The organism is Methanocalculus natronophilus, from assembly GCF_038751955.1.
In the GTDB taxonomy this organism is placed as follows: domain Archaea; phylum Halobacteriota; class Methanomicrobia; order Methanomicrobiales; family Methanocorpusculaceae; genus Methanocalculus; species Methanocalculus natronophilus.
In genome coordinates, this window is record NZ_JBCEXH010000009.1 from 1 (window position 1) to 17,242 (window position 17,242).

Below are 17,242 nucleotides of genomic sequence, written 5' to 3' on the forward strand. Positions count from 1 at the left end.
GATCGATCCCCCAGTATAAAGTACTTTCGATGGGGAGGGGTTATTCGAAGTTCTCTCTACATTGGTCAGACAATAGCGAATTGAGACTATTCATGTATTATTATGACTTTTGGATAGTAATGGCCTTCAGAAATATAGGGAAGATCCATAAAAATATGGGCCTGCTCCATGGGATTGACCCGGTCAATAATTTCCAAACCAGGAAGCTCTATTCGAAGATGAGACGGCTGAAAAACATTTGGAAGAAATCAGATCTCAGCCAGGCCAGCCAGAACAGCCTCCCTGACACTCTCTTGTGATCCGATCCCAGGCTGCCATCCAAGATTTTTGATCTTCTCTATTGAGAGCAGCATCTTTGGGACATCTCCCACCCAGCCGCGATCACCGCCGGAAAACCGATACGCAACATCTGAGAGCCCCATCTCCCAAACAACAATATCCGCAATGGATATGACATCAATCCAGTCATCTGATCCGATGTTATAGACATTATAGAGGTCGGGGCCACGCTCAGATGCATACATCATCCCATCCACGCATGCCTGCACAGAGAGATAGGACTTGGTCTGCTTTCCGTCACCCAGGATCTCAAGCTTCTGCGGGTCCTGCCTGAGTTTCCTGATAAAATCAAATAGTACACCATGGTTGCTCCGGGCACCAATGATATTGGCAAACCGAAAGACTGACCCCTTCATCCCGTAGGTATGGCAGTACGAGGCGATCATCGCTTCAGACGCAAGTTTGCTCGCCCCATAGACCGAGATCGGCTCCATCGGCGAATAATCCTCAGGTGTCGGGATCACTGATGCCTCGCCATAGACAGTCGAGGTGGAGGTAAAGACAATCTCCGGAACCTGATGCTCCCGCATCGCTTCCAGGAGAGAGACAGTTGCAGTCACGTTATTCTCATACACTGAGAGTGGATGTGCGGCGCTCCCGCGGACATCGGGATCTGCTGCCAGGTGAAAGATCCGGTCTGCTCCCTCACACCTCGTCTGCCAGTTGTCATGTAAGAGATCAGCCTTCTGAAACTGAACTGTACCTGAGGCAATATGTTCTTCCAGATAGTGTGTACTGCCTGCAGCGAGCGAGTCGATGACACAGACATCATCACCTCGCGCCACCAGCGCGTCAACAAGATGAGACCCAATGAATCCGGCACCACCGGTCACAATACTGAACATTATACACTAATAGGAGTGAACAGACAAGTAAGTACCGTCATGTTCATCGGAATCGATCATGGAACAACCGCAATCAGGTTTGCATCAGCCACTGCTGAATTTAAAATGAGCCGCAGTGATGCACGAACCTTCACAATCCATGACCTGGAACGGCTCTGCCCGCTTGAAAAAATCGAGGGAATCGCGCTCTGCTATTCGATGGGCGATAATTTTACAGAGGTTACTGACATCACCCGGCTGACAAACCGGGGGGTCGTCACACGGGACGGGGCAGGAGAACATGTCGGGGGAGGAACCCGCGTCTTTGACGAGGTGTTCCAGTCAGGTATACCGGCAGTTGCAGTTCCCGGCATTCACCGGGGATCAAAGACCGATCCTCGGTTCAAGGTCTACTCCCACCAGGCAAGCCCGGAGAAGATCGGAATCGCCTACCTGGTATCAAAACACCTGGGTGATACGTTCATCGTCTCTGATGTCAGTTCAAATACCGTCACCCTCCTTGTCCAAAAAGGTCTGATCACCGGGGCATTCGATGCCTGCATCTTCGCTCCCGGAACACGGCATGGAGCACTCGATGTGGATGCCATACGAAGAGTCGACGATGGACTTGAGTCTGCAAACGAGGCATTCATGCATGCGGGAGTATCAGATAACCTGCCTGAAGAATACCGGGTATCGGCAGTAGCGATGTTTGCTGCAATGGAGATTGCCGGACTGCTCCTCCTCGCTCCTGATGCCCCGGTTGCCCTTGCCGGCTCATCTGCACCCGCAGTTGCAGAAGAGGTCCGGGGACTCCTCAGACGCGATACAATAGTCTTTGATGAATGGTCTGCATCCCGGGGACTCTCCATGATCGCAGAGGATATTGCATCCGGAACAACCGAGATACTCGGCATTCCTGTGGATAATTGAACAATCCAACAATATATGAGATAATTCCTACACCATTCCGTAATTTTATATGATTAATCGTGTAAGATTATATGGGGTTTTTTCTTGAGAGAATTACGCATCCATGGAAGAGGGGGGCAGGGCTCCGTCACGGCGGCAGAACTCATTGCAGTTGCCGCATTCAAAGGCGGAGTCTATTCCCAGGCCTTTCCCGCCTTTGGTGTCGAACGGCGTGGTGCCCCGGTGCAGGCGTTTGTTCGGTTCAGTGATGAGAAGATCAGGCTCAGAAGCCAGGTATATGAGCCGGACTACATCATCGTGCAGGACAGCACCCTGATCAAGGATATCAATGTCTTTGCCGGGATGAAGCCGGGCGGCATTGCTATTGTCAACACCGAGCAGGCCAGCCGATACCCGGCACCGGAAGGGGTCTCGATGATTGCTCTTGACGCAACGAAGATTGCGCTTGAGGAGATTGGGCTTCCGATCACAAACACCGCACTGCTGGGTGCTTTTGCCGCTGCAACCGGTGAGATCGACTTTTCCGCACTTGAAGAAGCAGTTCATGAACGCTTCGGCGGAAAACTCGCTGCTACAAACATCAAGGCCTCGCGCCGGGCATATGACCTGGTGAAAGGAGGCGGTGCATAATGCCGTTAAATATCGGATGCTCGGCGAGACCCGGACGCGGACGTGACAACAAAACCGGATCGTGGCGGGTATTCTATCCGATCTTTGATATGGAGAAATGCACCGGGTGCGGCATCTGCCTGTTGATCTGTCCCGAGGGCTGTATCGAAGAGCGTGGTGAGAAGGACTATGTGCCCGACCTCGACTACTGCAAAGGCTGCGGCCTCTGCGCGGAAGAGTGTCCCGGCGAGGCGATCACCATGGAAAAGGAGGAGAAATAATGAAAGAGATACTTGAGGGATCCCATGCGGTTGCAGAGGCCGTCAGGCTCTGCCGTCCGCAGGTCATATCAGCCTACCCGATCACTCCCCAGACCCATATCGTTGAGGCGCTTGCCCAGATCGTTGCAGACTGCCGCCTGAAGGCAGATTATATCTGTGTCGAGAGCGAGTTCTCCGCTCTCTCCGCATGCCTTGGCGCTGCTGCCGCCGGTTCAAGAACCTACTCGGCAACAACCGCCCAGGGACTGGCGATGATGTATGAAGTCTGCTTCAATGTCGCAGGGATGCGCCAGCCGATCGTGATGACGATTGCAAACCGTGCCATGAGCGCACCGCTCTCCATCTGGAACGACCAGCAGGATTCGGTATCGCTCCGTGACTCAGGCTGGATACAGCTCTATGCCGAGGATAACCAGGAGGCACTTGACCTGCATATCCTTGCATACCGTGTCTGTGAGGATCACGAGATACTCCTGCCTGCAATGGTCTGTTTCGACGGTTTCATCCTCTCCCATACCTATGAGCCCGTCGAGATGCCTGAACAGGAGGATGTGGACAGCTATCTTCCAGCACACAGACCCTACCAGATACTGGATTCAGCAGATCCGATCTCCTTTGGGATGTATGCAACCCCGGACTACTACATGGAGTTCCGCTACGAGAACCAGCGGGCCATGCTACGGGCAAAAGACGCCATTAAAAAGTATGGCGCGCTCTTTGGCGAGACATTCGGCCGCGACTACGCAGGCCTCATCGAGGGATACCATCTTGAGGATGCCGAGATTGCGCTTGTTGCCATGGGATCGATCTGCGGTACGGTCAAGGACGCAATTGATGAGATGCGTGCCGAAGGCCGAAAAGTCGGGCTCCTGAAGATCCGCTGTTACCGCCCGTTCCCGGATGAAGAGATTGCAGAAGCACTCTCCCATGTGAAGACCGTGGCAGTACTTGACAAGAACATCTCGCTTGGATCAAAAGGTGCTGTCGCACTTGAGATCAAAGACACGCTCTATGGGGCAGATATCGATGTCTTTGGCTACATCATCGGCCTCGGAGGCAGGGACATCAGGAAGAAGGATATCCGGGCAGTCGTTGACCTTGCAGAGAAGGGAAGCGGAGATATGTTCTATGGACTGCGCGAGGAGTTGTTGTAAATGGTTGACAAAACAATAGAACATTTCGAGTGCGGCCACCGCGCCTGCGGCGGGTGCGGGGCGGCAACTGCAGTTCGCCTGATCTTAAAAGGTGCCGGAGAGGATGTCATCGTGGTCTCACCAACCGGGTGTCTTGAGGTCTTCTCAACACCATATCCAGAAACCGCATGGAAGGTTCCCTGGATTCATTCCCTCTTTGAGAATGCAGCAGCTGTTGCATCAGGAATCGAATCCGCGCTGAAACAGCAGGGGAGATCAGAAAAGGTGCTTGTGATCGGCGGTGACGGTGCGACTGTTGATATCGGCATGCTCTCCCTCTCGGGGGCATTTGAGCGTAACCACAACATCACCTACATCTGCTATGACAACGAGGCGTACATGAACACCGGCATCCAGCGGTCCGGTGCAACACCCTTTGATGCAAGCACCTCAACAAGTCCCGCCGGATCCTGTTCCATGGGGAACAAGCACCAGAAGAAGGACGTCCCGGCAATCCTCGCTGCACATGGATCACCCTATGTCGCAACAGCATCCATGTCGTATCCGGCCGATCTCATGAAGAAGGTCGAGACCGCAGTCAACACACCGGGCGCCTGCTATATCCAGGTGCATGCACCATGCTGCACCGGCTGGGGTTTTGAAGGCGAGAAGACCATCGCGGTTGGGAAACTTGCAGTTGAAACAGGGCTCTGGGTCAATTACGAGATGGTCAACGGTGTGCTGAAGAAAGCCAAAAAGGTGAAGAGAAAACCGGTTGAGGAGTACCTCTCCGTTCAGAAGCGGTTCCGCCATCTCTTCAAACCAGAGAAGAACGAGGCCGAGATCCAGAAGATCCAGGCTATCGCTGATGCAAATGCAGAAAAGTTTGGAATAGATATCTAAAATCCATCATCTTTTTTCCACTCATTCAGGACGTTCTTCCTCTTTTGGCAGCCTCATCGCATAGTAGGTAAAGAGCAGGATTATCATCAGAGCAATCCAGATCGTCCCAAATGCATAGAGTGCAAGTTCACGGATATCATCATAGAACCTGATCTCCACAAACCGTGCCTCTTCCCAGGTAATGACAGTGCCAGTATCCCCATCAACCTCGGCGCTTCCCCCGCGGCTCACGTACCCAAGCAGGAGATTGGTGACTCCATATGCAGGAGGAAGAAAGACCGTTACATTATGAGGTTCTGAGAAGACAGCAGAGAAGGAGTTCCCTTCGAGATCCCCTTCATAATAGAGAAGATAATCCCCTTTTGGAAAGGTAATCTCAGAGTCCCGGGGCTGCTCAAAATCAACAGATCCGGATTCATTCACAAGCCTGATATCACGGACCGTCATCGGCACGGCTTCACCAAGAAGACCCGGCCTGGCAAACTGGTAGCTCTCGCTCTCGATGATCCCGATCTCTGCGGAATACCCCGAACCATTCTCATAGATTTCAAAATCTGCATGCAGGGCAGAGCCGGGTGCTACCAGTATCAGAGCTGCAAGGCAGAGAGTAAGGCAGGCAATGATGCATCTATCTCTATTGGGGGACTGCATTGATTTATCACCGTCTCGGGATCTTTCAGCAGGTGGCCGGTAACGACACAGACGATCCGTTCATCGGAATCGATCGCACCCATCTGGACAAGTTTCTTTATCCCGGCAACCGATGCGGCTGACGCCGGTTCAACACCAATCCCTTCCAGCCGGGCAAGATCACGTTGCATTGAGAGAATCTCCTCATCTGTCACCGATTCCGCACGTCCATTCGTCTGCCGGATCGCAGCAAGCGCCTTCTCACCATTCACGGGAGCACCTATCCGGATTGCGGTTGCCACGGTATCAGGCGAGTCTTCCGGGACAACTGCAGGCAATCCATCCCTGATTGCCCTGACAACCGGGGCAGACCCTTCTGCCTGGATACCAGTCATCATCGGGAGTGTATCAATCCAGCCGAGCTGCTGCCATTCGGCAAGGCCTTTATGAACCGCTGAGATGTTCCCTGCGTTGCCAACAGGCAGCACCAGCCGGTCAGGAACCAGGCCCAGCTGATCAATAACCTCATACCCGATGGTCTTCTGCCCTTCAAGCCTGTAGGGATTCACCGAGTTCAGGAGATAAATCCCATGCGAGAGGCAGAGCTCCTGCACCATCTCAAGCGTGCGGTCAAAGTTACCGGCAACCGAGAGGACCCGCGCTCCATGCATCAGTGCCTGCGCAACCTTGCCAAGCGCAACCTTGCCGGAAGGAAGGAGTACAACCGCAGGAACCCCAGCCCGTGACGCATATGCTGCAAGGCTTGCCGAGGTATTGCCGGTGCTCGCACAGGCAACCATCTTCATGCCGAGCTGCATCGCCATTGAGACACCAACAGTCATCCCCCTGTCCTTAAACGATCCTGTCGGGTTCATCCCTTCATGTTTTGCATAGAGATGCGGCAGGCCAAGCGACTCGCCAATCCGCTTCAGGTGATAGAGGGGGGTTCCCCCTTCATGGAGTGTCACCGGAGGGATGGTGATTGGGAGAAGTTCGCGGTACCGCCAGACCGAGATCGGCCGGGACGAAAAGACCGATCGGGAATGAGGCAGGGTCTCTGGATCATACACGACCGCAAGCAGATGGCCGCATGCGGAACAGGTATAGATCACCGAGTCCGGGGGATATGCCTGTTTGCAATGGATACAGGTGAGACGATGCATGCCTACAGATTCGAGCCGAAAGATAATAAGAGAAGTGTATCAGCCAAGGAGATCATACCGTGCATCCTCATGGAAAGGGAAGCGTTTCCGGACCGAATCAACATAACCAGCATCAACCTGTGCAATGATGCAGGTCTCTTCCTCACCTGCGCTGCAGAGGGTTTTGCCGAGAGGATCAACAATTGCTGATCGGCCACAGTACTGATCGACCTGGTTTGTGCCGACTGCCGAGGCTCCGGCAACATAATACTGGTTCTCGACAGCACGGGCATGGAGAAACAGGGTAAAGACATCAATCCGGCTGCAGGGCCATGCCGCCTGCACCAGCATGCAATCGACACCGAGATCAGCATACCGCCTGAAGAGTTCAGGAAATCTCAGGTCATAGCAGATGGCAAGACCAACGGTGAGTCCGTCACAGGAGCAGACAGAAAGGCGATCTCCGGCTGTATAGTGCATATCCTCTTTTGCAAACCTGAAGAGGTGGGTCTTTGCATACCGGGCATGGACAGAGCCGTTGGGAGCGGCAAGAAGGGCAGTATTGTTGATACCGGCAGCTGACCGTGTCCGCTGCGACCCGGCTATCCAGACACCATGCTCCTCTGCCATGCGGCACCAGGCACGCTCGATCGGGCCGCCTTCCTCCTCTGCAAAGGCGGTGGATTGCGGATCCCATCCGGTGGCAAACTGTTCGGGAAAGATGATGAGATCAGATCCACGATCAACCGCCTGCGAGATGGTCCCATCAGCCGCAGCAAGGCTTGCTTCCGGGTCTTGAAAGACAGATTGCACCTGTGCACAGCAGATATTCATCTAGTCCTCCTGCTCTTCTCTCTGCTTGACATATCCGGTGAGGATCACAACCACAGCCACCATGGAGATACACATGGCTATTGCAAAGAGAATGATTGGTGCAAATTCAATCGAATATCCAAGCGTCATCAAACCGACAATGGCAGCACCGATGATCATGCATATGCCAAGAAAGAGAAAGAAGAGATCAAAGCTATTCAGGTGTCCCATTCACAGACCTCCAACAAGAAACGGAAACGCCTTTTGGAGCCCTGTCAGCACGAACTGAACAGCAATTGCAAGAAGCATCATGCCCATCAGCCGTCCGATCACCCGGTACTCCCGCGGCCCGATATACTTTGTGATTAATTCAGCGTTCTTCATCATATAATAATTCACCACAATCACCAGTATACAGAGGAGAGGAACAATTGCCATTGCCTCAAAACCGATATCTGATGCCTCGTTCATCAGGACAATAACTGTCGTTATCGTACCCGGCCCTGCGATCATCGGTATTGCAAGCGGGACAAGTCCGATATCATCGGCATCAATGCCTTCATACTTCTCTGTGGCAGTCATCTTCGTCCTTGACGTCTTTGCATAGACCATCTCCATACCGATCCCAAAGAGGAGGATGCCGCCAGCAACCCGGAACGCCTCAAGTGATATGCCAAAGAGCTGCAGTATCGCGCCGCCCGCAATTGCAAAGAGCAGAATAACCAGAAGAGCTACCCGGTTTGCCTCATACACCACCATAAGCCTGGATTTTAGATCCATTCCTTCAGTCAGCGTGACGTAGATGAGTGTCACTGCAAGTGGATTGATGACAATGAAGATGGATGATGCCGACAGCAGCATGAAGGTGATGAAATCAGGCATTATCTGAGATTAGAATGTCTAACCTTAAGGTATTTCTGATTTGGGAGAAGTAAAAAAGAAGAGATGATGGAGATGATAGACTATTCGTATATCATCTCTTCTGCGATTCCGGCATAGTCAACCAGGTCATCGCTTCTGAAATGAATTGCAATCTCACGGTCTGCAGACTCATTTGAATCAGACGCATGAATCACATTCCTTCCGATATCAAGGGCAAAATCGCCCCGGATCGTTCCGGGAAGTGCCTCTGCGGGGTTGGTTGCACCAACAAGCAGCCTGACAACAGGGACAACATTTTTACCTTTCCAGACCATCAGAAAGACCGGACCGCTTGTGATATAGGCTTTCAGACCGGGGAAAAATGGTTTTTCAAGATGTTCCCGGTACTGTTCCTGCACACGTGCATCTGTCAGCTGCTCAAACCGTGCGGCTGCAAGCTTCAGGCCCTTCTTCTCGAATCTTCTGATGATCTCGCCGATGAGACCGCGCTGGACACCATCGGGCTTCACCATCACAAAGGTGCGATCCATTCGAACAATCACTCCTTCCCACGTGCCTTCCGGCCGCTTGCTGTCCATTCGACACGGCGGGGCACCCTGCGAAGCCGGTAGTTGCTCTGGCATTTGGACGAGCAGAAGTAGAATATTGCTCCGTCTTTCCTGACGAAGAGCTTGCCTGTTCCTGGTTCAAGCTGATCTCCACAGAAACTGCATGTATACTTCTCAACCATCAGCCTCACCGCCTCGAGAGCTTCTTCGCCTCACGTTCCGTCTCAAGGAGCATCAGGATATCTCCCTCACGGATCGGCCCGAAGGTGTTCCGGGTGATGATCCGCCCCTTGTTTGGGCCATCAAGGATCCGGCACTTCACCTGGGATGCTTCTCCGTGCATCCCGGTGAGCCCGATCACTTCGATGACTTCCGCCGGCGTTCCATTATCTGCCATAGAAGACTCAGCCTCTCAGTGCGGCAACCTGTTTCACGAGCTCTTCAACGAGATCCTTGCCTTTTCCGGATTTCACAATGGCAACTGCAGCAGAGCCGACATCAAGGCCGCAGGCAGCGCCGATATCGGTCTGTTTGGAGATGAAGATGAACGGGATCTGCTTCTCAGCACAGAGGGGCGGAAGATGCATCACAATCTCTTCCGGCTCAACATCGCCGCCGATTAACACAATCTGGGCAATGCCACGTTCAATTGCTTTTGTTGCCTCATTGGATCCCTTCTTGATCTTTCCGGTGTCCCGTGCAAGTTCGAGAGCTTCAAGCGCATTATTCTGAAGCTCATCAGGGACTTCAAATTTCTGATACATCTTTGACATAACTCACCTCATTCAGGAGGGGGGAGCCTCCGTCATCACTCATCAGCGGTTCAAAAACCGATGCTGGCGTAACCATATAATTTCACAGAGAAGGGGGATAAAGGTTCTTCTCCGGGACCGGGTGCAGCACTTCGTATATGGTTGTACCACCTTCTGAAAAGACAGGTTTCAGGCCCTCTGAAGGAAGATTCACCAGATAGCGTTCCTTTTCAAAACTGCCGACAACAATATGCGTCACGCCATACTCCTGAAGGAGAATCGGGCTTTGATCCGGGTTTTCATAGATGATTCTGACATCCTGGATCCTTTTGTGGTACCAGCCATCCTCATCGCCGCGCCAGACCAGCTCATGGCCCGGCCATCCGAGGATCGTCGGGATACCGGTAAATGACGATATCCTGGCAGCATAGGTATACCCTTCACCAACAGCTTCAACAACAACCAGGTCCCCATCAAGCGACCGAAGATACGAGATTGCCGCTGCATCTCCGGGGTGCCTGTCAAAGAGCCAGGCAGCGCCATCAAGTGTTCCGGAGCCATAGCCATATGTCAGTGGTACAGATGATGGAAGGAGCAGCAGTACAGTCACAACCAGAACAGCTGCTCCCAGTTTCACAATTTCTGGGATTTTATACGGCCATTTTGCAGCAGAGAGCCATTTTCCGGCGATAACCAGTGCTGCAAGGCCCATCATCACCCAGGCGCCGATGTATAATTTAAAGACGGTATTCATCCGGAAGAACACATCACCCATCCCATCCTGCAGGAAGATAAGTTCACAGGCGATGATTGTGGCAAGCCCTGCAATTGCTATGATATCTTCTGGCCTTCCCAGGCGCTTCAGGCAGATCAGTATCAGGGCAAGGAGAGCAACTCCTGCTGCCAGGTACCCGAAAAAGTAGGCAGCCAGCAAAATGGCAAGCAGCCAGGGGCGGCGGTACAGCTGATCTGCTCCATATGCAAAAAAGACAGCAAGGAAGAACCCATGGACGAGGAGAAACGATACCAGGCTGCTCCCTTCTGGCACGATACCAATGCCGAGTATGCCTGCTCCTTCAATTGAGAGCAGAAGCGGGCCATAGAGGAGGAGAGAGAGCGGCGGCACGATCAGCAGGGGCATCCATTCAACGGGATCCCGCATCGCATGGCGGATACCGGTCCAAAGGGCGATCACACAATAGAGAGGGGCATACAAGAGCACATCCCACGAATGCAGCCCCGGCATGGTGCCAAGCGAGAGTGCAAGAAGAGCAGCGAGCAGCAGCCGGGATCTGAGTGCAAGATCACCATACCTGAGGAGCAGCACAGCAGCAAGCGTGAGAAAGAGGATCTGGTTGAAGATACCCAGGATATGTGCATGGGGATCTCCCCAGAAGAATGAGAATATCGGATATTCATTGATTGTCCCGGCAATAACCCGGGTACTCTCCCAGGGAATCGAGGCGACATCAGTTCCCGTGAGCAGATGCCATACGACTGCCGGGTTTGGGATGAGAAGGATCAGGGCAGGCAGCCACCGGTATCGCGGGAGGAGAAGATACCCAAAGGCAACAGCAGCCACAACCGCCATACCGGCAACTGTTGGGAGCATCAGGTTGAAGACCAGAAACGAGTCTGCTCCGATCACATGTCCAGGGGCACCGGACATCCAGTGTCCAAGATAATAGTAGATTGAGAGATCAGATCCTGCAAACCAGGGATCCAGCGGGGGAACAACGGGGTTGCGCATCACCGAGGCGAGGAATGCATGATCCATGAACTTCTCGGCAAACGAGATTGCAGGGTTATAAAACCGGATCAGAAGCAGATAGAGAAAGCCCGCGAGAAAGGCGATATCCCAGCCGATCTGCTGGCGAAATAGAGACAGGTTGTACTGCTTTTTCAGTACCATGAAACAAAATAGACCAATAAAACAGACTGTTGCAAGAGCAACAGGGAGACGGAAGAACCCGCAATACCAGGTAATGAACGTAAAGAAGAGGAGCGATACGGGATAGGAGAGAGGATAGGCAATATCTTCAAGCGTCTCCCTGAGAAGCGGGTAGATTGCAAGCTGGAGAAGCTTCAGAAGAGCCAGCCAGAGGATGACGGTGACAAGCTGCAGCTCAGCTTCAATCAATGAATATCCCTCCTGAGATCACCTGAGAATGCCCGTTTGAGAAGTGTCACGGTCCAGTCTCCAAAATAGAAGATTGAGAGAACCCCGCCTGCCAGCGTCACCAGGTTCTTGATGAGATGATCAACAACAGCGATCAGGACAGCTGCTCCGGCAGAGACACCCGCAAGCTCAAACGTCATGGCAAGTGCCAGTTCATAGGTTCCAATCCCGCCTGGAGTGATCGGCACTGCCTTGACCAGGTTGCCAACCACGATCGCAAGGATCACAACCATCACCGATACAGATTCACCAAACATCCAGACAACCATCAGGCAGACCAGGCAGTCGATCAGCCAGATAACAATCGAGGAGAGGAGGAGTGTGCCGAGTGCAGACGGGGTCAGGGAAACCGATCGGATCTGAGCAAGGATCTCAATTCCTTTTGCAATAAAACGGTTTTGCGAGGATAGTGAACCAGAATACCAGAGGAGGATGAGAAAAAGGATGCCGCCGAGAAGAATGATGCCAATCACAATCGAAAACCATTCCTGGTGGCCGATGGCAAACGGCAGTGCCAGTGCCCCGATGAGTGCGATTGTCAGCAGATCGAAAACCCGCTCGGTCAGAACCGAGGAGAAGCCGGTTGTATACGTCGTCTCTTTCTCGTGCTTCAGGATCAGCAGGCGGATCAGATCACCGAGGCGTGCCGGGACGATCAGGTTTGCTGTCTGGGAGACAAAGATGCAGGCAGTCGCAAAGATGCCTGTTGCCAGGACAGAAAGCCGCCCCAGGATATACGAGTACCGCACCCCCCTCAGGTACCATGCAAGAAGGCAGATTGCAGCTGCTGCTGCCAGGTACCGTGGATCTGCTTCCTGGATAGTGATCAAAAGCTCGTCCCAGACACGGGAGAGCAGAAACGCGATGATACCTCCCGCAATTGCTGTCGAGAGAAGAAGGGTGCTAATCTTTCTCAGCATGGAGGCGCCACCAGAGCCTGAGAATCTCAGATCCCATACCCGTTACATCAGAGAGCTGCACGGTTGTTCCTGCACCCTGCTGCCAGGTGACTGGAAACTCACAGACATGGTATCCTCCCCGCTGTGCACGCACAAGCAGTTCGGTATCCCAGAACCAGTGTGGCGCACGGATCGCTGGCAGCAGGTCAAGGAGCAGGTTCCGCGAGAAGGCTTTGAACCCGCACTGGTGATCATAGAGGCGGCTGCCGAGGATGAACCTGACAAGCATGTTATATCCCCTGCTCGCAATCTCCCTTTTGCTGTCACGATCGATCCGTGAATCCGGCATAAGCCGGGATCCTGTTGCGATATCAAAGCCTGATCGGATTGCCTGGATCAGATCCCCAAGATGAGACATGTCAGTTGCGAGATCAACATCATAATAACAGAAAATATCACCTTTTGATTCCCTGAAGGCACGGGTCAGCGCCCGTCCCCGACCCAGACGCTCATCGGCATGGAGTAGGCGGACGCGGGAGTCACGCTCTTCCCATCCGGCAACAAGCTCCGCACTGCCGTCATCAGATCCATCCTCGGCAACCAGCAGTTCAAAGGAACTGCAGATCTCCTCAAGATAGTGAAGTGATGCGGGTATAGCGTCTATAAGCGCAGCCCGGTCATTATAGACCGGAATAACTGCTGAAACCTCGCATGTATCTATCATTTCAGCCACTCCAGAACCTCATCTGCAATCCGCTCACCAGCCCTGACAGATCCTTCCATACTCCGTTCAGGATAGTTCTCCACTGAAAACATCCCTGCAAGAAAGAGGCCGGGTGCTGGCTGTGAATGTGGAATGTGTGCTCTGTATCCTGTCACATAGACCGGACCCGCATCAGGTTCGATACAGAGCGTATGCCAGTGAATCGCCTCCCGGGGAATGGAGAACCGTTTGCAGAAGTCCCTGATGAAATGCTCTTTGCAGTCTTTGGGCAGTTGATTCAAAAAATATGATGCAATATAGACGATATGTTCTCCGTACCGATCGAATGGCACAAAGTTTGTATGAACAATCACTGCGCCATAGGGGGCGGGATCTCCCATGTTTACCCAGTAGATCCCCGCTGCCGGATCAATTGACATTCCAAGGGTGAGGCATGCAGCACCCTGGTAGGGGAGGGGCTGAAGCGGAACCGAACAGATACGGGCAGTCTCCTGTGGAGGGAGCGTGGATATGAGGCAATCATACCGTTTGCCGTCAACGATCCAGCCACCATCTGCAAACCGGGCGCTTTCAACAGCATGGCCTTTCTGCAAGCAGCAGCCAGCGTCATCCAGGCGGGCGGTGATTGCATCGATCAGCCCGACAAAACCTCCCCTGAGATAGCCGAGCCGCTCACCTTCCGGCCCACGGTTTGACCGGATAGCAATCCTGCTTACAAGCCATGCAGCAGAGACAGTTCCATGTGCATCTCCAAACTTCGACCTGAGCAATGGCTCAAAGAACGACGCATACACCCCTTCTCCCACATAATCAATGCAATAGTCCTTTGCCGTGATATCATCCAGTTTGTCCGGGTCAGCAGAGCGGGAACGGAGTACAAAACGGGCAAGACGGATCTTTTCAAAGACTGAAAGGTGAGGGTAGCGAAGGATCTGGATGGGGGTTGTCAGTGGATGAATTGTTCCATTGACCATGTACCCGGTGCTCCCGTGAAGCCATTCAAGCTGGTCTGAGATTCCAAGCTCTTCAATCAGGCTGATAAGCCTTGAGTCACCGGAGAAGCAGTGATGGTAGAATGATTCGATTGCGTAACCCTGGCGCTGGTACGAGGAGAGACAACCCCCCGCTTCTTCACCCTTTTCATAAATGGTGACCTTGTGGGTTTTTGAGAGGCGAAGTGCCGCGAGAAGGCCGGTTAAACCACCACCAATTACGCAAATATGCATCCATCTATTGTGTTATTGAGGAACATAAGAAAGTTTTTGAATCATTCCACCCAAATCATTAAGAAACCATATATACTGAGGATACCTATCGTAATCTATATTGAGGATGGTGTCAGCTAAATGCGTGTATTTTTCATCGGATTCGGACAGGCCGGGGGGAAAATTGTCGATATGTTTCTTGCCCAGGATCGGAGACTTCAGCAGGGAAGTTTCCGCGGTATTGCTGTGAATACGGCAAGAACCGATTTAATGGGCCTAAAACACATAGACATGAAAGACAGGCTCTTAATCGGCCAGACGGTTGTGAAGGGCCACGGTGTTGGAACCGACAATGTCACCGGCGCAAAAATTGCCGCAGATGAGATCGACACCATCATCAACGCCATCGACACCAGGGGAACGCACGATATCGACGCATTTGTCGTGGTTGCAGGACTCGGTGGCGGCACCGGATCCGGAGGCACACCAGTCCTCTGCCGGCATTTAAAGCGTATTTACCGTGAGCCTGTCTATGCACTCGGGATGATCCCGGCACCTGAGGAAGGACGTTTGTACTCATACAACTCCGCCCGCAGCCTTGCAACACTTGTCCATGAGGCCGATAACACCTTCATCTTCGACAACAGTGCCTGGAAGAACGAAGGTGAGAGCGTAAAAAGTGCATATGAGCGGTTGAATGACGAGCTCGTCCGAAGGTTCGGCGTACTCTTCCGTGCTGGCGAAGTTGGAAAACTCGGTGTTGGAGAGATGGTTGTTGACTCCTCAGAAATCATCAACACCCTGCGTGGTGGAGGGATCTCAACCATCGGGTATGCCATCTCAGATGTGGTAACAAAATCAAAACAGAAAAAGGGTTTATTCTCCGGGTTTGGAAAGAAGGATAAGGCCGAGAGTGCACTGACTGGCGAAGACAAATCCGCAAAGATCATCGGTCTCGTCAGAAGGGCGATGCTCGGCCGCCTGACACTCCCCTGCGACTACACCACAGCCGAACGTGCCCTGGTGCTGGTTGCAGGGCCTCCTGAAGAGATGGACAGAAAGGGTGTTGAAAAATCCAAGTCATGGGTGGAAGAAAACATTGCAGGGGTTGAGGTCCGGGGCGGTGATTACCCGCTTGAGTCCAATTATATCGCTGCAGTTGTTGTCCTTGCAACTATCGGCCATGCCCCCAGAATAGCTGAACTCCTTGAAGTAGCAAAAGAGACGAAACAGGATGTTATCAAATCAAAAGACCGGAAGTCAACGATGTTTGAAGATGCAATTGATCCGCTCTTTGAGTGAGGGAAGAGAGATGAAACGAATTATCCTACTACTACTGCTTGCCTGCTTTGCACTCTGTGCAGTTCCTGCCTGTGCAATTACCGTAACGCCCCCATCAGGTATTCCAACAGGTGACCTGACACCGGGAACACGACTCTCAATAGAGACAACAGTTTCAGACTTTATTGGTGGATCAGGAACCACGTTCCCCATGTCAGATACCCTGCAGCTCTATACCGATCTTGACAGCCCAAGGTGGACCGTCACCATTGTCCTTGATGGGATAGACAACCCAAGGCCGGTCAGCTCCGCGCGAACCCACAGGATATCCGGATTTGAACTTGAATACCCTTCAAGCGTTGATCTTAAAGTAATCGTCAATCTTGAGGGAGAGGTGCCTGATGTCACCGCAACCGGAGATAAGGAGATAATCCGTATCCGGCAGATCGATTCAAGTGACCGGGTGCGATCAAATGGTGAGTTTGTCGTCACCAGAACTGTTCTAAACCCTGCGGAAGTCAAGACCGCAATTACGTCCGCAAAAGGTAACCTGGAAGATTTCAGGACGAAGCTCGATGCTGCAAAGGATGACGGGGTTGACACCTCCGCTGTCGAAACCAAATATAATTCTGCAAGAAACGCACTTGAAAGTGCAACCGCAGCAGGAGATAATGTGGGTCTTGCACAGTCCTATCTTTCAACCGCACGAACCGCACTAACCGAGGGAGAGGAACTCCTTGAAGAAACAGTTGTCCAGCATGCAATCAGCAGTGCTGAGGATGTACTTGCCGATCTTGATGATACAATTGATTACTTCACAGCAAATCGGAGCATGGGATCAGACTCCCGTGTCGTCCTCATCTCCTCCAAGCGACAGAGCGTGAAGAACCAGATAGATACTGCCAAAGGAAACTATGATGCAGGTCATTATTCACTTGCAGAAAGGCAGGCAAATGATGCCCTGGATGAGGGAAAGAACGTTCTTGCCGAAGCCCGCGATCTCAGGGAGCAGGTTGAATCACTGCCGGTATTTGTTGATCCCGGCAAACCATATCTCTGGGTGGTGCTTGGAGCTGCTGTGATTGGTGCTGTTGGATTCGTCGTGATAAAGAAACGGCGAACCTGGGATGAACTGGGATAAAAGAGGGCTTTTCCTCATCTTCCC

Annotated in this window: 22 protein-coding genes; 8 read left to right on the forward strand and 14 right to left on the reverse strand. The window is 52.5% G+C overall.

Features of this window, described 5'->3' with window-relative positions; all coding sequences use genetic code 11:
- On the forward strand, positions 1–299 hold a 299-nt coding region (locus tag ABCO64_RS08965; RefSeq protein WP_343089326.1), incomplete at its 5' end, for a hypothetical protein.
- Here the strand turns inward: ABCO64_RS08965 and ABCO64_RS08970 are convergent.
- Positions 249–1,184 carry an NAD-dependent epimerase/dehydratase family protein gene (locus tag ABCO64_RS08970; RefSeq protein ID WP_253460420.1) on the reverse strand — a complete coding sequence of 312 codons (936 nt, stop codon included), beginning with the start codon at positions 1,182–1,184 and terminating at the stop codon, positions 249–251. The two genes, ABCO64_RS08965 and ABCO64_RS08970, sit on opposite strands and share 51 nt — an antisense overlap.
- Positions 1,185–1,223: 39 nt before the next feature.
- Here ABCO64_RS08970 and ABCO64_RS08975 point away from each other — a divergent pair, with 39 nt between their 5' ends.
- The 5 genes from ABCO64_RS08975 to porB all read left to right on the forward strand — a co-directional run bounded on the left by ABCO64_RS08975 (position 1,224) and on the right by porB (position 5,022).
- Entirely contained in the window at positions 1,224–2,096 is an 873-nt protein-coding gene (locus tag ABCO64_RS08975; protein WP_253460433.1) for a methanogenesis marker 12 protein, read from the forward strand.
- 84 nt (positions 2,097–2,180) lie between these two features.
- Positions 2,181–2,726: a pyruvate ferredoxin oxidoreductase subunit gamma gene (locus ABCO64_RS08980; protein WP_253460418.1), complete on the forward strand. Its 546-nt coding sequence runs from the start codon at positions 2,181–2,183 to the stop codon at positions 2,724–2,726.
- A complete protein-coding gene (locus tag ABCO64_RS08985; RefSeq protein ID WP_253460416.1) occupies positions 2,726–2,986 on the forward strand; it encodes a 4Fe-4S binding protein in 261 nt (86 codons plus the stop codon). Before ABCO64_RS08980 ends, ABCO64_RS08985 begins: the two co-directional genes overlap by 1 nt.
- Positions 2,986–4,140 (forward strand): pyruvate synthase subunit PorA, encoded by a 1,155-nt coding sequence (porA, locus tag ABCO64_RS08990; protein ID WP_253460412.1) that lies wholly within the window; start codon positions 2,986–2,988, stop codon positions 4,138–4,140. The genes ABCO64_RS08985 and porA overlap by 1 nt, the downstream gene beginning before the upstream one ends.
- A complete protein-coding gene (gene porB / locus ABCO64_RS08995) occupies positions 4,141–5,022 on the forward strand; it encodes a pyruvate synthase subunit PorB (RefSeq protein WP_253460409.1) in 882 nt (293 codons plus the stop codon).
- A gap of 21 nt (positions 5,023–5,043) precedes the next feature.
- Here porB and ABCO64_RS09000 read toward each other — a convergent pair whose 3' ends face one another.
- From ABCO64_RS09000 to ABCO64_RS09060, 13 genes are all read right to left on the reverse strand, one after another.
- Positions 5,044–5,673 carry a DUF5803 family protein gene (locus ABCO64_RS09000; protein ID WP_253460406.1) on the reverse strand — a complete coding sequence of 210 codons (630 nt, stop codon included), beginning with the start codon at positions 5,671–5,673 and terminating at the stop codon, positions 5,044–5,046.
- The gene (thrC, locus tag ABCO64_RS09005; RefSeq protein ID WP_253460403.1) at positions 5,610–6,815 is read right to left on the reverse strand and encodes a threonine synthase; all 1,206 of its coding nucleotides are present in this window, start codon (positions 6,813–6,815) and stop codon (positions 5,610–5,612) included. Before thrC ends, ABCO64_RS09000 begins: the two co-directional genes overlap by 64 nt.
- Before the next feature lie 39 nt (positions 6,816–6,854).
- Positions 6,855–7,628 (reverse strand): nitrilase-related carbon-nitrogen hydrolase, encoded by a 774-nt coding sequence (locus ABCO64_RS09010; protein WP_253460401.1) that lies wholly within the window; start codon positions 7,626–7,628, stop codon positions 6,855–6,857.
- Positions 7,629–7,838 carry a hypothetical protein gene (locus tag ABCO64_RS09015; protein ID WP_253460399.1) on the reverse strand — a complete coding sequence of 70 codons (210 nt, stop codon included), beginning with the start codon at positions 7,836–7,838 and terminating at the stop codon, positions 7,629–7,631.
- Positions 7,839–8,489, reverse strand: coding sequence for a MarC family protein (locus tag ABCO64_RS09020; RefSeq protein ID WP_253460396.1), 651 nt, complete (start codon positions 8,487–8,489; stop codon positions 7,839–7,841).
- An 80-nt stretch (positions 8,490–8,569) separates the two neighbouring features.
- A complete protein-coding gene (gene ndk, locus ABCO64_RS09025; protein WP_253460393.1) occupies positions 8,570–9,019 on the reverse strand; it encodes a nucleoside-diphosphate kinase in 450 nt (149 codons plus the stop codon).
- A gap of 8 nt (positions 9,020–9,027) precedes the next feature.
- Entirely contained in the window at positions 9,028–9,219 is a 192-nt protein-coding gene (locus ABCO64_RS09030; protein ID WP_253460390.1) for a 50S ribosomal protein L24e, read from the reverse strand.
- A 5-nt stretch (positions 9,220–9,224) separates the two neighbouring features.
- Complete coding sequence (locus tag ABCO64_RS09035) at positions 9,225–9,434, reverse strand: 30S ribosomal protein S28e (protein WP_211530851.1); 210 nt, start codon at positions 9,432–9,434, stop codon at positions 9,225–9,227.
- A gap of 7 nt (positions 9,435–9,441) precedes the next feature.
- Positions 9,442–9,810, reverse strand: a complete 369-nt coding sequence (rpl7ae, locus tag ABCO64_RS09040) for a 50S ribosomal protein L7Ae (protein ID WP_253460387.1) — start codon at positions 9,808–9,810, stop codon at positions 9,442–9,444.
- Positions 9,811–9,892: 82 nt separating this feature from the next.
- A complete protein-coding gene (locus ABCO64_RS09045) occupies positions 9,893–11,929 on the reverse strand; it encodes a DUF2298 domain-containing protein (RefSeq protein WP_253460384.1) in 2,037 nt (678 codons plus the stop codon).
- On the reverse strand, positions 11,926–12,888 hold the full coding sequence (locus tag ABCO64_RS09050; protein WP_253460381.1) for a lysylphosphatidylglycerol synthase transmembrane domain-containing protein: 963 nt from the start codon (positions 12,886–12,888) through the stop codon (positions 11,926–11,928). The genes ABCO64_RS09045 and ABCO64_RS09050 overlap by 4 nt, the downstream gene beginning before the upstream one ends.
- A complete protein-coding gene (locus ABCO64_RS09055) occupies positions 12,872–13,591 on the reverse strand; it encodes a dolichyl-phosphate beta-glucosyltransferase (protein ID WP_253460431.1) in 720 nt (239 codons plus the stop codon). The genes ABCO64_RS09050 and ABCO64_RS09055 overlap by 17 nt, the downstream gene beginning before the upstream one ends.
- Positions 13,588–14,817: an NAD(P)/FAD-dependent oxidoreductase gene (locus ABCO64_RS09060; protein ID WP_253460378.1), complete on the reverse strand. Its 1,230-nt coding sequence runs from the start codon at positions 14,815–14,817 to the stop codon at positions 13,588–13,590. The genes ABCO64_RS09055 and ABCO64_RS09060 overlap by 4 nt, the downstream gene beginning before the upstream one ends.
- A gap of 120 nt (positions 14,818–14,937) precedes the next feature.
- On the opposite strand from ABCO64_RS09060, the gene ABCO64_RS09065 reads away from it, so the two are divergent.
- Both ABCO64_RS09065 and ABCO64_RS09070 read left to right on the forward strand, forming a co-directional pair.
- The gene (locus ABCO64_RS09065) at positions 14,938–16,098 is read left to right on the forward strand and encodes a tubulin/FtsZ family protein (protein WP_253460375.1); all 1,161 of its coding nucleotides are present in this window, start codon (positions 14,938–14,940) and stop codon (positions 16,096–16,098) included.
- A 10-nt stretch (positions 16,099–16,108) separates the two neighbouring features.
- Positions 16,109–17,218, forward strand: a complete 1,110-nt coding sequence (locus ABCO64_RS09070; protein ID WP_253460372.1) for a hypothetical protein — start codon at positions 16,109–16,111, stop codon at positions 17,216–17,218.
- The last annotated feature ends 24 nt before the right edge of the window (positions 17,219–17,242 follow it).

Excerpts from the sequence above, each read along its gene's own strand:
- ABCO64_RS08985 (WP_253460416.1), top strand. The coding sequence starts at position 2,726 with ATGCCGTTAAATATCGGATGCTCGGCGAGACCCGGACGCGGACGTGAC.
- porA (WP_253460412.1), top strand. The coding sequence starts at position 2,986 with ATGAAAGAGATACTTGAGGGATCCCATGCGGTTGCAGAGGCCGTCAGG.
- thrC (WP_253460403.1), bottom strand. The coding sequence starts at position 6,815 with ATGCATCGTCTCACCTGTATCCATTGCAAACAGGCATATCCCCCGGAC.
- ABCO64_RS09050 (WP_253460381.1), bottom strand. The coding sequence starts at position 12,888 with ATGCTGAGAAAGATTAGCACCCTTCTTCTCTCGACAGCAATTGCGGGA.
- ABCO64_RS09035 (WP_211530851.1), bottom strand. The coding sequence starts at position 9,434 with ATGGCAGATAATGGAACGCCGGCGGAAGTCATCGAAGTGATCGGGCTC.
- ABCO64_RS09065 (WP_253460375.1), top strand. The coding sequence starts at position 14,938 with ATGCGTGTATTTTTCATCGGATTCGGACAGGCCGGGGGGAAAATTGTC.
- ABCO64_RS08970 (WP_253460420.1), bottom strand. The coding sequence starts at position 1,184 with ATGTTCAGTATTGTGACCGGTGGTGCCGGATTCATTGGGTCTCATCTT.
- ABCO64_RS09010 (WP_253460401.1), bottom strand. The coding sequence starts at position 7,628 with ATGAATATCTGCTGTGCACAGGTGCAATCTGTCTTTCAAGACCCGGAA.
- ABCO64_RS09015 (WP_253460399.1), bottom strand. The coding sequence starts at position 7,838 with ATGGGACACCTGAATAGCTTTGATCTCTTCTTTCTCTTTCTTGGCATA.
- rpl7ae (WP_253460387.1), bottom strand. The coding sequence starts at position 9,810 with ATGTCAAAGATGTATCAGAAATTTGAAGTCCCTGATGAGCTTCAGAAT.
- porB (WP_253460409.1), top strand. The coding sequence starts at position 4,141 with ATGGTTGACAAAACAATAGAACATTTCGAGTGCGGCCACCGCGCCTGC.
- ABCO64_RS09020 (WP_253460396.1), bottom strand. The coding sequence starts at position 8,489 with ATGCCTGATTTCATCACCTTCATGCTGCTGTCGGCATCATCCATCTTC.
- ndk (WP_253460393.1), bottom strand. The coding sequence starts at position 9,019 with ATGGATCGCACCTTTGTGATGGTGAAGCCCGATGGTGTCCAGCGCGGT.
- ABCO64_RS09000 (WP_253460406.1), bottom strand. The coding sequence starts at position 5,673 with ATGCAGTCCCCCAATAGAGATAGATGCATCATTGCCTGCCTTACTCTC.
- ABCO64_RS09070 (WP_253460372.1), top strand. The coding sequence starts at position 16,109 with ATGAAACGAATTATCCTACTACTACTGCTTGCCTGCTTTGCACTCTGT.
- ABCO64_RS09055 (WP_253460431.1), bottom strand. The coding sequence starts at position 13,591 with ATGATAGATACATGCGAGGTTTCAGCAGTTATTCCGGTCTATAATGAC.
- ABCO64_RS08975 (WP_253460433.1), top strand. The coding sequence starts at position 1,224 with ATGTTCATCGGAATCGATCATGGAACAACCGCAATCAGGTTTGCATCA.
- ABCO64_RS09060 (WP_253460378.1), bottom strand. The coding sequence starts at position 14,817 with ATGCATATTTGCGTAATTGGTGGTGGTTTAACCGGCCTTCTCGCGGCA.
- ABCO64_RS09030 (WP_253460390.1), bottom strand. The coding sequence starts at position 9,219 with ATGGTTGAGAAGTATACATGCAGTTTCTGTGGAGATCAGCTTGAACCA.